Below are 12,767 nucleotides of genomic sequence, written 5' to 3' on the forward strand. Positions count from 1 at the left end.
CCGCTGGCACTTCGACCTGAAAGTCGGCGGTGGACGGGGTGTTCCGCTGGAGACCCGCGTCGAGCGTGTGCGTGCCACCGCCGAGCGCTTGGCCTCCCGCGGAGCGGCCATCCTGGGCATCCACGACGAGCCGTCCATGGGCCATTACGCGATCGCCGTGCAGGATCCGGAGGGCAACGAATTCGACGTGGTTTAATCTGCGGCAATATTCGTCCATATTATGAACGCAGTGTCCATGATCCCCCATCATTTGAGCAATACCGCTCCAATGCGGCACCGCCTATTGAATGCCTACCTGCGACTACGTAGGTTTGGAGGTAATCAGAACTGCACTCCACATCGTGGACGGCATGGAGGAATCGATGACAACGAAGTATCGCGACGACGCGGCAGCCGCACTGGCCGAAGTCGTCAAGGACGGCATGACCATCGCCGTGGGAGGCTTTGGCCTGAGCGGGAATCCCACCCGGCTCATCAAGGCGCTGCGGGACTCGGGCGCGACGAACCTGACCATCGTCTCCAACAACATGGGAGTCGACGGCAAGGGCCTTGGCCTTTTGCTGGAGAACAAGCAGGTCTCCAAGGTCCTCGCCTCCTACGTCGGGGAGAACAAGCTCTTCGCCCAGCAGTTCCTCGACGGGGATCTGGAGGTCGAATTCTGCCCCCAGGGCACACTGGCCGAACGACTGCGCGCCGGCGGCGTGGGCATCCCGGCCTTCTTCACCCCCACCGGCGTCGGCACCCCGGTGGCCGAGGGCAAGGAAGTCATGGAGTTCAACGGCAAGCCGGCCATCCTTGAACGCGGCATCTTCGCTGACATCGCCTTGGTCAAGGCCTACGAGGCGGATGCCGAAGGCAACCTGCGCTACCGCATGACCTCCAAGAACTTCAATCCGCTGGCGGCCATGTCCGGCCGCCACACCTTCGCCGAAGCCGAGCATATCCGCGAAGACTTCCTCGACCCGTCGCTGGTGGAAACCCCGGGCATCTTCGTGCAGACGCTCGTCCAAGCCGACAGCACCAAGGACATCGAACAGCGCACCGTGCGCAGCAGGCAGGAGGGCTAGCCATGTGGACCCGCGACGAAATGGCGGCCATCGCCGCCAGCGAGCTGACCGACGGCCAGTACGTGAACTTGGGCATCGGCATTCCGACCATGGTGGCCAACCACCTGCCCGAGGGCGTCTCGGTCAAGCTGCAAAGCGAGAACGGGCTGCTGGGCATGGGGCCGTTCCCCTACGAGGGAGAAGAAGACGCAGACCTGATCAATGCCGGCAAGCAGACCGTGACCATCCTGCCCGGCGGCAGCTTCTTCGACTCGGCCACCAGCTTCGGGATGATCCGCGGCGGGCACGTGGCCACCGCCATCCTCGGCGCGCTGCAGGTCGCCGCCAACGGCGACCTGGCCAACTGGACCATCCCCGGCAAGCTCGTGAAGGGCATGGGCGGAGCCATGGACCTGGTGGCCGGCACCCCGCGCGTCATCGTGCTCACCGACCACGTGGCCAAGGACGGCACCAGCAAAATCGTTGAAAAATGCGACCTGCCGCTGACCGGCGTCGGGGTCGTCAACCGCATCATCACCGACCGCGCCGTCTTCGACATCGAAGACGGGGCACTCATCCTGCGGGCCTGCGCCCCGGGCGAGAGTGCAGCAAGCATTCAAGAAATCACCGCGGCGAACTTCGCCGTGGACATCCAGGAGGACCAGTAAGAATGACCGTCAAGATCGTAGGCTACGCCCGCACCCCGTTCATGAAGTTCAACGGAGCCCTGGCCTCCGTGCCGGGAACCGCGCTGGGCGCCCATGCCGCCAAGGCCGCGCTGGAGCGTGCAGGCGTTGACCCCGCCGAGGTCCAGCGCGTCGTCGCAGGCCAGGTGCTGCAGGGCGGTGCCGGCCAGAACCCGGCCCGCCAGTCCGCCGTCGGAGCCGGCGTCCCGCTGAACGTCCCGGCCATCGCGGTCAACGCGGTGTGCCTCTCCGGCGCCGAGGCCGTGGTGGCCGGCGAGCGCCTGATTGCCAGCGGCGAGGTGGACGTGGTGCTGGCCATCGGCCAGGAGTCCATGTCGCTGGCCCCGCACGTGCAGCGCGCCCGCGCCGGCACCAAGTACGGCGCGATCGAGCTGATCGACACCCTGGAGTACGACGGCTTGACCGATGCCGCCGAGCAGCGCTCCATGGGCGCCTCCACCGAGGAGCACAATGCCAAGCTGTCCATGACCCGCGAGTCCCAGGACGCCGTGGCCGCCGCATCGCATCAGCGTGCCGCCGCCTCCCGCGAGTTCCTGGCCGGGGAGATCGCTCCGTTCACCATCTCCACCCGCAAGGGCGACACCGTGTATTCCGAGGACGACGGCGTGCGCGAGTCCACCACCATCGAGTCCCTGGGCGGGCTGCGCCCGGCCTTCGCCAAGGATGGCACCATCACCGCCGGGAACTCCTCGCAGATCACCGACGGCGCCGCGGCCGTGGTGCTGGCCAGCGACGCCGCAGTCGAGCGCCTGGGCCTGACCCCGATGGCGGAGATCGTTTCCCACGCGTTTGTCGCCGGACCTGACCGCACGCTGCACGAGCAGCCGTCGAACGCCATCCGCGCCGCGCTGCAGCGTGCCGGCGAAAAGGCCGAGGACTTGAAGGTCGTGGAAATCAACGAGGCCTTCGCGGCCGTAGCGGTGCAGTCCACCGCGGCGCTGGGCATCGACCCCGAGATCGTGAACCCGCACGGCGGCGCGATTGCACTGGGCCACCCGATCGGCGCCTCCGGCGCCCGCATCGTGGGCACCCTGGCACGCCAGCTGCAGGAATTGCCGGCCGGTTCGCTGGGTGCCGTGGGCATCTGCGGCGGCGGCGGCCAGGGCACCGCGGTGCTGCTGCGCTCGCTGTAGCCCCTAAAAATCAACGAATGCCGGCGGCGGGAGATGAGACCCGTCCGCCGGATTTCGTGCATCACAAGTCATACTCGCACGAAATACGCCGAAGCCCCCTAGACTTCAATTCCAGGAGCTGGACGGCAACACCGCAGGCCGGCCCGGACCTACGGAGGCACCACATGGCCGAGCGGCTGGCGGTTCTCAAACCCTGGCGCATGCACTGGATCCCTGCGTTGGGCGCGCTGGCACTGGCGCTGCTTTCGCTAACCCCGTCCATGCTGCCGCGCACCGCGGTATTCCAGGGAGTGCTCTGCGCCCTGGCCGCGCTGCTGGGATATGCGGCAGGAGCGCTGATCCGGTGGCTCTTGGTCTCTTCGAAGAGCGCGTCGCAGGAACCCCGGGCCGCTGGGCAGCAGGATGCCTCGTCGCCGGAGATTCATTCCGAAGCGCCGCAAGCGAATCCTGCCCCGCGTACCGCAGGGAAGGCCGCCGCAGTGCTCGGCGTGGTGCTGTCGGCCGCCGGGCTGGTGTTCTACCAACTCTGGCAGAACGACCAGCGAGAGCAGTTGGCGATGCCGCACCAATCTGCGTGGTCGCTGGTGTACGTCGTGCTGGTGGGTGTGGTTCTCCTGGCGCTGCTGCTGATCATCTGCCGATTCGTTCGCAAGATTTCCCTGGCACTCATTGAAATCGTGGACAAGGTATTGCCACGGCGCGTCGCGGCGGTCATCGTCGTGGCGGCCATGGTGCTGGGGTTGGCGATGGTCGGCAACCGGGCAGTGGTGCAGCGCGTCGCCGGATCGTTGGACAACCTGTTCCTGTCGATCAATGACGAATTCCTCACCGACCTGCAACCGCCCCATAATCCCGAACTGTCTGCGGGGCCCGGGTCTTCGGTCAGCTGGGCCGATTTGGGACGCCAAGGGCGCCTATTCATTTCCAACACCCCCAACAGCTCGTCGGTGGCGGCGTTCTCCGGCAAGGATGCCAAACAGCCCATCCGTGTCTATGCCGGGGCCGGAAAGGACGGCAACACGGAGCTCGCGGCCCAGGCCGCGCTGGCGGTTGAGGAGCTGCGACGCACCGGCGCATTCAACCGCGCGGTGCTCAACGTGGCCACCGGCACGGGACGCGGCTGGGTGAACGAGAACCAGATCCAGGCGCTGGAGTACATGTGGGGCGGCGATACAGCGACGGTCAGCATGCAGTATTCCTACCTTCCCAGCTGGATGTCATTCCTCATGGACTCCTCACGGGCACAAGACGCCGGACGCCTGCTGTTCGACGCCGTGTATCGGCACTGGGTGCAGCTGCCGACCAAGGAACGCCCAAAACTGGTGGTCAGCGGGGAATCGCTGGGGTCCTTCGGTGCGGAGGCTGCCTTCAGCGGCGCTCAGGATTTCGCGACGCGCACCGATGGTGCGCTCTTTGTCGGCCCAGCCGCCGGCAACCGGCTCTGGCAGCGCTTCACCGATGAACGCGATCCGGGCAGCCCCGCGGTCCTCCCTGTCTACGAAAACGGGGACATTGTCAGGTTCTCCGCCGACGGGGTCCACTGGCCGGGTTCTGGCACGTGGGGCGAGAGCCGGATCGGCTATCTCCAGCATTCCAACGACCCCATCAGCTGGGGAGATGTCGAAGTCTTCATTTCCAAGCCGGACTGGCTGCGTGCCGGCCAGCGGCCGGGGAATATTCCATCGGCAATGGTTTGGATTCCCGTGGTGACCGGTCTCCAGCTATTGCTGGACCAGGTGGCCTCCGGGATACCCGATGGCCAGGGACACGAATTCGGGCAGGTGCCGGTCCGAGCATGGGCGCAGATCCTTCCCTCTGGCCAGTGGACCGACAGGGACACCGAACGCTTGGTGGAACTCTTGAAACAAAGCCAGCCAGCACGATAGCAAAGCCTGCAGAGCATTCATGCAGAGCGGCAAAGAACGATCCGAACCGAGTTCGAGAACCCGAACCCGTTGAGTCCGGCAGCTAGTGCCACAACGGCTCTCGCGCGACAAAGTTGCCCAACAGCGCAGGATCGAGCTCGATCATCTGCGCATTGGCCAGCGGCGGATGCGCTTCACCGCTCAGCGCGGTCAGCACCGAGCCGATCCAGGCTCCGTGGCTGACCACCAGCACCCGCTGCTGCGGATGCTGCACTGAAATCTTGAACAGGACGTTCACCCCGCGCTGCACCAGATGGTCCTCGGGTTCGCCCACCTCCATGAGCAGGCGGCGCTGTTCATCATCCAGGCCCTTCACCAGGCGGCCCTCGGACTCGCCGAAGTCGCGTTCCATCAGTTCCGGGTTCTCCTGGACCTTGGCGATCCCCAGCGCATCGGCCAGGATCTGCGCGCTTTGGCAGGCCCGGAACAACGGCGACGAATAGACGGCATCCCACGGACCATCGCAGGACAATTCGGCCGCCAGCGAGTGGGCCTGGGCGATGCCGGTGGCATTCAACGGCAAGTCGCTGCGGCCGTGCAGCCGCTGCGCGCGGTTCCATTCGGTTTGGCCATGGCGGATCAAGACGATCGTTGTTGCAGTCATTGTTCTTCCTTCGTGGGCGCTTTCGGGGCAACGCGGTTTGTCGTAGGTTCAGCGGCCCCGCAGGGCGAGATAGGTTTCGGTTCGTTCCTGCGACGGGCGCATCTGCTCGGTGGACGCAGGCACCGACACCACGCATTGGGCGCTGATGCGCAGCACCGAGAACCAAGCGCAGTCCTCCTGGACGACCTCCGTCGGGGCGAAGGGGTTCATGTTGTAGGAGGTTGCCGGCGCCATGAACACCGGGGTGTTCAGCAGCTGGCTGGCTCCACTCTGGTGGTAGTGCCCGCACAGGATCGCGCGCACGTCGCTTCCCGCGACCAGTGCTGCCAATGCTTCGGGATTCTCCAGCCCGCGCCCGGCCAGGGCGGCGGAGAAGGATTCCAGTGGCGGATGGTGGAGCAGCACAACCGTTCCCTTGGGTGCGGCGACGGACAGCAGCCGATCGAGCCAGGCCCGCTGGGAGGCATCGATCCGGCCTTGGGCCTGCTGGAATCCGCCGCTGTCCAGTCCGATGATGCGCAGCCCGTCGATGTCGTGCACGGTATTGGCCGGATGCGGTCCGGTGGACAACCTCGTGGTGTTGAACAGCGGGCCGATCGATCCGGCGGGATCGTGGTTCCCGGGAATCGTGATGATCGGGCAGCCCAGCAGGTACTGCGCCTCGGCCAGGATCCTGGCCGCATCCGAGTGGATCGCGGCCCCGCGGTCGGCCACGTCCCCGGTCAGCACCAGCGCGTCGGGTTTCAGCTGCTCCGCGGCGCCCAGTGCCCGGGCCAGCCGGCGCCACGGATCGATTGTCCCGTACAGCAGCCGGGCATTCCCGGTGAGATGGGTGTCGCTCAGGTGCACAATTGTCAGTTGATCCATTTTTCTCCCCTCCCTCCGTACTGCTTTCCCTCCATTGCAACGGCCGCCGCCGACATCCGGGTGAACTCCACGTCGACGACATATGAAGAGGCCCGGAATGCTTGGATTCTCGTATAACGAACGAGAAGCGCCGATTTCCCGCGAATTTTCCCAAAATATATGCCATCTTGAGCATGTGAACGGCAAGTAGCGTGCAAAACGACTAACCTTAATGGAGGCAGCATTTAATCCACCAAGGAGCAACATCCATGACCGGCAGCAAAGTCGTCGCTTTTGGCCACTTCCAGCCAGAGCGCATCGTGCCAAACACCGAGCTGGAAAAGCTCGTGGAGACCAGCGACGAATGGATTGTGCGCCGCGTAGGCATCGAGGAACGCCGTTGGGGCACCGGAGTCGAGACCGTCGATTCCATGGCCGTCAAGGCCGCCAAAATGGCGCTGGACAATGCCGAGGGCATCACCGCCCAGGACATCGACATGATCGTGCTGGCGACGTGCACCGCGACCGACCGTTCGCCGAACATGGCCGCCCGCGTCGCCAACGCCCTTGAGATGAACCAGGGTCCAGCCACGATGGACATCAATGCTGCCTGCTCGGGCTTCACGCACGCTGTGGGTCTGGCCCAGGGTGCCATCGCCGCAGGCACCGCGACCAACGTCCTGGTCATCGGCGCGGAAATGCTGACCGATTACACCGACTTCACCGACCGCACCACCTGCGTGCTGACCGCCGACGGCGCCGGCGCGTTTGTCGTGACAGCTTCCGAGGAGAATGCGATTTCCCCTGCGGTATGGGGTTCGGTGCCTTCGCTGTCGGATGCCGTGCGCATCGAAGCCGAGAACGACATGAAGTTCGCGCAGAACGGCCAGAGCGTCTACCGCTGGACCGTGACCCAGCTGCCGAAGATCGCCTCGCAGATCATCGAGCGCGCCGGACTGCAGCCCGAGGAAATCGACGGAATCATCCTGCACCAGGCCAACTTGCGGATCATCGAGCCGCTGGCCGAGAAGATCGGTGCGCCGAATGCCCGCGTAGCCACCGACATCGTCTACTCCGGCAACACCTCGGCCGCTTCGGTGCCGCTGGCGCTGTCCAAGCTGATGGCTTCGGACGAGCCGCTGCCTTCGGGGTCCAAGGCCCTGTTGTTCGCCTTCGGCGGCGGTCTGGCCTACGCCGGCCAGGTCATCACCATTCCATAATCGACGCCTAAATCAGAAAGCCTGTCGCCATCGGCGGCAGGCTTTTTTGTACCTTCCGCAGCTTTCGCCCGGCCAGTATGTGGAAAGGCTGAACGCACCTGCGACCCGCGGATCGTTGTGCCACGATGAAATTGGTGGATAAAGCACAGCTTCCCTGGAAGAGAGGTCTTCGGTCCGTCGGGAAGCAGACAAGAATCGGAGTTTTCCGAATCTGTCCAAGACTGCGGCTATCCATTGTCCACGTTGTCCTTGTTGCGGAAAGGAAAGACATGAAGACAGTCAGTAAAGCTATTGTCGAGTCCCTCGCGGAATACGGTGTCACCCACGCCTGGGGTGTTGTCGGCGATGCTCTTAACCCGCTGACCGACGCAATCCGTGAAGAACCTTCCATGGAGTGGGTTGGCGTACGACACGAGGAAGCCGCTGCGTTTGCAGCCGGTGCGCAAGCCCAGCTGACAGGGCGTCTTGGGCTGTGCATGGGAACGGTGGGCCCGGGATCGATCCATCTGCTCAACGGTCTCTATGATGCCAAGAAGTCCCATGCCCCGGTCTTGGCCATTTGCGGCCAAGTGCCTACCTCGGAAATTGGCAGCAGTTTCTTCCAAGAGGTCAACAACGATCTTCTATTCAGCGACGTAGCGGTTTTCGCGCAGACAGTCACCTCGGCCGACCAAATGCCGCAGCTTCTGGAACAGGCTGTCAACGCCGCCATCTCGAACCGCGGTGTGGCCGTGCTGACCGTGCCGGGGAACGTGGGCGGCATGAAGCTCGAAAAGAACGTCCGCCCGGCCAAGTTCACCCCGCAGGCGGCGCAAGCCGCTGCGCCGCTGCGACAGATTGATGAGGCCGCCCAGGTATTGCAGGATGCCCAGAAAGTCACCTTGCTGGTCGGGATGGGTGCGCGCGAAGCACGCGCCGAGATCCTCGAACTTGCCGAACGCTTGCAAGCTCCCATGGTGCTGACGCTCAAGGCCAAGGAAAGCTTGGAATCGGGGAACAACTATCAGGTAGGGCAGACCGGCCTGATCGGCAACCCCGCAGCGGCCGCTGCATTGGACGAAGCAGATGTAGTATTCATGATCGGAACCGATTTTCCGTACAGGGACTGGTACCCCAGCGGGAAGACGGTCATCCAGCTGGATATGCGTGCCGAGCACATTGGCCGTCGCACCCAGGTTTCGCACGCGCTGGTCGGGCATGTCGAGCCGTCCTTGAAACAACTGTTGCCGAAACTACCAGCCGGACGCGCGGACAAGCATCTGGCATCGATCCGCAAGCAATACGAGCGCTGGTTGGAACGCCAGGGCAGGATCACCGACCCGGATCGCGACCGCGGTCTGGTGGGAAAAGTCCGTAGCCTGGTGGAGAACCCGGAGGAGTTCATTCGTCCGGAAGCAGTCGCTGCCCAGCTGGACCAGAAAGCAGCCCGCGACGCGATATTCACCGTCGACACGGGAATGTCAACGGTTTGGTTGTCGCAGTTCATAGAGATGCGGGGCGAACGGCGCCTGCTTGGGTCCTTCAATTTGGGCTCCATGGCCAACGCCATGCCTCAAGCTCTAGGGGCGCAGGCGTTGGATCGTTCGCGGCAGGTCATCGCCAACTGCGGCGACGGCGGACTGATGATGCTGCTCGGAGATCTGCGGACAGCCGTGACCTACAAGCTCCCGGTGAAGTTCATCGTCTACAACAACGGCCGTCTGGGAATGGTCAAGCTTGAGCAGGAACAGGGCGGTCTCGAGGAATTCGGCACGGAGCTGGACAATCCCGATCTCTCCCAAGTCGCACATGCAATGGGCATTAATTCCCAGCTGGTCACGAAGCCCGAAGACATCGCGGCTTCCATTGATGCAGCGCTTGCCAGCGATGGACCGTATCTGCTCGACATCCGTACCAATCCTCAGGAGATATCCTTGCCGCCGAAGACGACTGCGTCTGATGCCTGGGGGTTTGCGATCGCCAAGTCGAAGGAAGCAATCGAAAGCCCTTGAACCGGCACTGCCCAGAATCGCATCTGGTCTGGAGAGCTCGAACGCATCCCTTGGCAGACTGCGCCTCGGGGCAAGTCTTGACTTGCCCAGAGGCGCAGTCTGCAATCTCGAAGTCTGCATCGTCACTGCCACTCAGAGACACAACGGACTTCCGCAGGAGAAACACCCCTGCGTTCGGGGAAGCGTTTTCTCCCGGCAACCGGACCGTGAGGTGTCCGAAGCTGCTGGAAGGTCGCAGTCCCCGAAGTGTCTACTCTTCGTGCCCTTGGTCCCCGCTCATCGATCCTTCTGCCGGCGGTGTTTCTCCGGGCGGCACTCCGCCACCCGGTTCCAAGCCAGTGATTGTCTGTTCCAGAGGGTCGGGGTTAGAGGAAGCCGCCTTTTCCTGACTTGATGCCCCACCCGCGGCGTCCTTCTCTGTTTCGCTTTGTTTGTCGAACTTGTTGTTCTTCATTGAAAAGCTCCTTCGGGATTTCTATACCTTGCTCGCGTTAGTTGTCCAGGGCCGATTAAGCACCGAGCTCCTCGATGATCGCGGCATTGAACGCTTCCAGATCTCCAGGGTTGCGCGAAGTGATGAGAACGAAATTTTGCGCCGAGCACCGGAAAACTTCCTCGTCCACCCACTGTCCGCCAGCGTTGACCACGTCTGTCTTAATTGACTTATACGAAGTCAACGTCTTGTCCCGGACAAGCCCGGTTTCCACAAGCAGCCACGGACCGTGGCAGATCGAAGCCACCGGCCGTCCGGTGGCGGCGAAGGACTGGACAATGCGCTGCGCCTCGTCGTCAAGACGCAGATTATCCGCATTGAGCGTTCCCCCAGGGATCAGCAGCAGGTCGAATTCCTGCTCGTCCACGGTCTCCAAAGCCATGTCAGCTTCGAGAATCTTGCCCTGGTCCCAATCTCCCACCAAGGTTTGGATCTTCTCCTTCCTGGGAGCAGCGACCTTGACGTTTGCTCCGGCAGACCGAAGCGATTCGACCGGACTGGTCAATTCGTCTTGCTCAGCGCCACGATTGGAGACCAGAACGAGAACCTTTTTACTGGACAAATCAGCCATCGGCTTTTCCTTTCCTCTAGGTGTTCACAGCCAACACTGCTCTGCCAGCACGGGTGGCACAAGAAGCGGTCAGGAAGTCCTCAGGCGCGGTCCCCAGCGAGAGTGCTTCACTTGTCTCGCCCTTCGTTTGATTTGCCCAGCTCTCTCCGCGGCGCGAAGATCCTCACCGGCGTCTGTCCGGAACGCGGTACGGAGCACTTAGCTTATGGTCACGGCATTGCAACACCGGTCTTCGACGTGCGGTGTGATGTCCATCAATGCTCATCGGACAAAACGCAAGTCAGGGCTGTGGACCCGTTTCCTCCGGATAGAACACCCGTACGGGTATCCCAAAAGTTGCTCGAAGATACTAAGCTGTAGATGCCCGAGCGCCTCGAACGTGAGGGACGAGGACCGGTGTCCCCCAAGCACCGATCCACGTCGGCGATGCTGCAGTCCCCCAAGCGCAACATCGCCCCTCGGGTATTCAGCAGCCCGCCAAGAGCGGCTCCTTGACTCACGAGCTCTACACTGCAAGACTCGTACTCGTGAACCTGTCAGACAGCTGGACACCCGGACAGCAACCCATTGAACGCCGCTCCGCTGCGGAAGCAGTTTTCCTCTCCCTGCGCGCGGCCATCGAAGCCCAGGAAATCCCGCTCGGCACCAAGCTGGGATCCGAGGCGAGCCTCGCCGCGGACTACGGCGTGAGCCGATCGGTCATCCGCGAAGCCCTGCGGTCCTGCGCCACCCTGGGACTCACCCGCACGGAGACCGGGCGCGGCACCTTCGTGATCTCCCACCGCCCCACCCGCGAGCTCAAGCTGGGCACCTTCTCCTCGGACGACCTGCATGAGGCCCGCCCGCACATCGAGATCCCCGCCGCGTCCCTGGCCGCCAGCCGGCGCACCGCCGAAGACCTCGAACGGCTGAGCGGGCTGCTGGACCAGATGGAGCACGAAGACGATCCGGCAGCCTGGGTCGAGCTGGACGCGGCGTTCCACGCCGCCATCGCCTTGGCCAGCGACAACTCGGTGTTCACCAAAATCGTCAGCGACATCCGCGAAGCCATGTCGCGCCAGTCCGAGACCGTCAACCTGGTTGCCGGCCGCACCGGCCCGTCCAACGAGGAGCACCGCCTCATCGTCCAGGCCATCGCCGACCAGGATCCGGACGCCGCCGCGCAAGCCATGAACGGACACCTCAGCGCCGTGCACCATGCCATCACCACCATCGTCAGGAGCAGCAAGTGACCCGCATCGAAACCCAACTGCCGGACCTGCAGGCGCTGGCCGCCCACGGCCTGCCGCAGCACGTCCCCCTGGTAGCTGCCACCCGCGGGGACGCCATCGAATCCATCCACTACGGCTCGGCCGTGGTGCTGGGCCCCGACGGCTCGGTGCTTGAAAGCCGCGGCGACACCCAGGCGCTGTACTATCCGCGCTCGGCGCTCAAGCCGCTGTTCGCCGTGGGCCTGCTGCGTGCCGGCCTGGAGTTGAGCGACGAGCAGATCGCCCTGGCTGCCGCCAGCCACTCGGGCTCGCAGCGCCACCAGGACGTCGCCCGCTCCACCCTCGAAGCGGCCGGGCTGTCCCTCCAGGCCCTGGGCAACTCCACCGACTTGCCCTACGGCACCGCCGAGCAGGCCGCTTGGCTGGCCGCCGGCGGCTCCGCCACCCAGCTGGCGCAGAACTGCTCCGGCAAGCACGCGGCGCTGCTGGCGCTGTGCAAGCTCAAGGGCTGGGATCTGAAAAGCTACCTCTGCGAAGGCCACCCGCTGCTGCAGCTGCTGCGCGAAACCGTCGAGGAGCTCACCGGCGAGGACATCGCCGGGCAGAGCACCGACGGCTGCGGCACCCCGGTCTACCTGCTCTCACTGCCGGCGCTGGCCCGCGGCTTCGCCCGGCTCGCCTCCGCCGCGCAGGGTACCCCGGAGGGCCGCGTCGCCGCCGCCATGCGCGCCTACCCGGAGCTGGTGGCCGGCGAGGGCCGCGACGTCACCGCGCTGATGCGCGCGGTTCCCGGCGCCATCGCCAAGGACGGGTTCGAGGGCATCCAGGCCGTCGCCCTGCCCGACGGCACCGCGCTGGCAGTGAAGATCGCCGACGGCGGCGACCGCGCCCGCATGCCGGTTACCGCGGCCCTGCTCGCAGCGCACGTTCGCGTGCCCGAAGATCTGCTTTCAAGCCCCGCCCTGGGCGGGGGAAAGCCCGTCGGCCGCCTGGCCGCACTCTAGAAACACCCATCCATCA

The 12,767-nt window shown here is 64.3% G+C and carries 12 protein-coding genes and 1 pseudogene; 9 read left to right on the forward strand and 4 right to left on the reverse strand.

What is annotated here, in order from left to right:
• Nucleotides 1-10 precede the first annotated feature (10 nt).
• The 5 genes and pseudogenes from C1H84_RS18395 to C1H84_RS07575 form a co-directional block, all read left to right on the forward strand.
• A pseudogene (locus C1H84_RS18395) lies at nt 11-196 on the forward strand (VOC family protein); the annotation flags it as partial.
• Nucleotides 197-362: 166 nt separating this feature from the next.
• Nucleotides 363-1,067, forward strand: coding sequence for a CoA transferase subunit A (locus C1H84_RS07560; RefSeq protein ID WP_047120141.1), 705 nt, complete (start codon nt 363-365; stop codon nt 1,065-1,067).
• 2 nt (nt 1,068-1,069) lie between these two features.
• Complete coding sequence (locus C1H84_RS07565) at nt 1,070-1,714, forward strand: CoA transferase subunit B (protein ID WP_113607013.1); 645 nt, start codon at nt 1,070-1,072, stop codon at nt 1,712-1,714.
• A gap of 2 nt (nt 1,715-1,716) precedes the next feature.
• Nucleotides 1,717-2,886 (forward strand): acetyl-CoA C-acyltransferase, encoded by a 1,170-nt coding sequence (locus tag C1H84_RS07570; RefSeq protein ID WP_113607014.1) that lies wholly within the window; start codon nt 1,717-1,719, stop codon nt 2,884-2,886.
• Nucleotides 2,887-3,050: 164 nt separating this feature from the next.
• Nucleotides 3,051-4,772 (forward strand): alpha/beta-hydrolase family protein, encoded by a 1,722-nt coding sequence (locus C1H84_RS07575; protein WP_181728071.1) that lies wholly within the window; start codon nt 3,051-3,053, stop codon nt 4,770-4,772.
• Between the two features lie 82 nt (nt 4,773-4,854).
• Here C1H84_RS07575 and C1H84_RS07580 read toward each other — a convergent pair whose 3' ends face one another.
• Together C1H84_RS07580 and C1H84_RS07585 are read right to left on the reverse strand one after the other, a co-directional pair.
• Complete coding sequence (locus C1H84_RS07580; RefSeq protein ID WP_113607016.1) at nt 4,855-5,415, reverse strand: histidine phosphatase family protein; 561 nt, start codon at nt 5,413-5,415, stop codon at nt 4,855-4,857.
• 48 nt (nt 5,416-5,463) lie between these two features.
• Nucleotides 5,464-6,282, reverse strand: a complete 819-nt coding sequence (locus C1H84_RS07585; RefSeq protein WP_113607017.1) for a metallophosphoesterase family protein — start codon at nt 6,280-6,282, stop codon at nt 5,464-5,466.
• 248 nt (nt 6,283-6,530) lie between these two features.
• On the opposite strand from C1H84_RS07585, the gene C1H84_RS07590 reads away from it, so the two are divergent.
• Nucleotides 6,531-7,481 (forward strand): beta-ketoacyl-ACP synthase III, encoded by a 951-nt coding sequence (locus C1H84_RS07590; protein WP_047120146.1) that lies wholly within the window; start codon nt 6,531-6,533, stop codon nt 7,479-7,481.
• A 269-nt stretch (nt 7,482-7,750) separates the two neighbouring features.
• Nucleotides 7,751-9,472 carry a thiamine pyrophosphate-dependent enzyme gene (locus C1H84_RS07595; protein WP_113607018.1) on the forward strand — a complete coding sequence of 574 codons (1,722 nt, stop codon included), beginning with the start codon at nt 7,751-7,753 and terminating at the stop codon, nt 9,470-9,472.
• A gap of 250 nt (nt 9,473-9,722) precedes the next feature.
• Here C1H84_RS07595 and C1H84_RS07600 read toward each other — a convergent pair whose 3' ends face one another.
• Both C1H84_RS07600 and C1H84_RS07605 read right to left on the reverse strand, forming a co-directional pair.
• Nucleotides 9,723-9,926, reverse strand: a complete 204-nt coding sequence (locus C1H84_RS07600; protein WP_113607019.1) for a DUF6480 family protein — start codon at nt 9,924-9,926, stop codon at nt 9,723-9,725.
• 55 nt (nt 9,927-9,981) lie between these two features.
• Nucleotides 9,982-10,536 carry a type 1 glutamine amidotransferase domain-containing protein gene (locus tag C1H84_RS07605; protein WP_047120149.1) on the reverse strand — a complete coding sequence of 185 codons (555 nt, stop codon included), beginning with the start codon at nt 10,534-10,536 and terminating at the stop codon, nt 9,982-9,984.
• A 527-nt stretch (nt 10,537-11,063) separates the two neighbouring features.
• On the opposite strand from C1H84_RS07605, the gene C1H84_RS07610 reads away from it, so the two are divergent.
• Both C1H84_RS07610 and C1H84_RS07615 read left to right on the forward strand, forming a co-directional pair.
• Nucleotides 11,064-11,768: a FadR/GntR family transcriptional regulator gene (locus C1H84_RS07610; RefSeq protein WP_113607020.1), complete on the forward strand. Its 705-nt coding sequence runs from the start codon at nt 11,064-11,066 to the stop codon at nt 11,766-11,768.
• Nucleotides 11,765-12,751 (forward strand): asparaginase, encoded by a 987-nt coding sequence (locus tag C1H84_RS07615; protein WP_244910843.1) that lies wholly within the window; start codon nt 11,765-11,767, stop codon nt 12,749-12,751. The genes C1H84_RS07610 and C1H84_RS07615 overlap by 4 nt, the downstream gene beginning before the upstream one ends.
• Nucleotides 12,752-12,767: the final 16 nt, after the last annotated feature.

Source organism: Glutamicibacter soli (assembly GCF_003309065.1).
GTDB lineage: Bacteria > Actinomycetota > Actinomycetes > Actinomycetales > Micrococcaceae > Glutamicibacter > Glutamicibacter soli.

What these genes read in the sequence shown, in the direction of transcription:
- C1H84_RS07560 (WP_047120141.1), top strand. Translation starts at nt 363, where the DNA reads ATGACAACGAAGTATCGCGACGACGCGGCAGCCGCACTGGCCGAAGTC.
- C1H84_RS07565 (WP_113607013.1), top strand. Translation starts at nt 1,070, where the DNA reads ATGTGGACCCGCGACGAAATGGCGGCCATCGCCGCCAGCGAGCTGACC.
- C1H84_RS07570 (WP_113607014.1), top strand. Translation starts at nt 1,717, where the DNA reads ATGACCGTCAAGATCGTAGGCTACGCCCGCACCCCGTTCATGAAGTTC.
- C1H84_RS07575 (WP_181728071.1), top strand. Translation starts at nt 3,051, where the DNA reads ATGGCCGAGCGGCTGGCGGTTCTCAAACCCTGGCGCATGCACTGGATC.
- C1H84_RS07580 (WP_113607016.1), bottom strand. Translation starts at nt 5,415, where the DNA reads ATGACTGCAACAACGATCGTCTTGATCCGCCATGGCCAAACCGAATGG.
- C1H84_RS07585 (WP_113607017.1), bottom strand. Translation starts at nt 6,282, where the DNA reads ATGGATCAACTGACAATTGTGCACCTGAGCGACACCCATCTCACCGGG.
- C1H84_RS07590 (WP_047120146.1), top strand. Translation starts at nt 6,531, where the DNA reads ATGACCGGCAGCAAAGTCGTCGCTTTTGGCCACTTCCAGCCAGAGCGC.
- C1H84_RS07595 (WP_113607018.1), top strand. Translation starts at nt 7,751, where the DNA reads ATGAAGACAGTCAGTAAAGCTATTGTCGAGTCCCTCGCGGAATACGGT.
- C1H84_RS07600 (WP_113607019.1), bottom strand. Translation starts at nt 9,926, where the DNA reads ATGAAGAACAACAAGTTCGACAAACAAAGCGAAACAGAGAAGGACGCC.
- C1H84_RS07605 (WP_047120149.1), bottom strand. Translation starts at nt 10,536, where the DNA reads ATGGCTGATTTGTCCAGTAAAAAGGTTCTCGTTCTGGTCTCCAATCGT.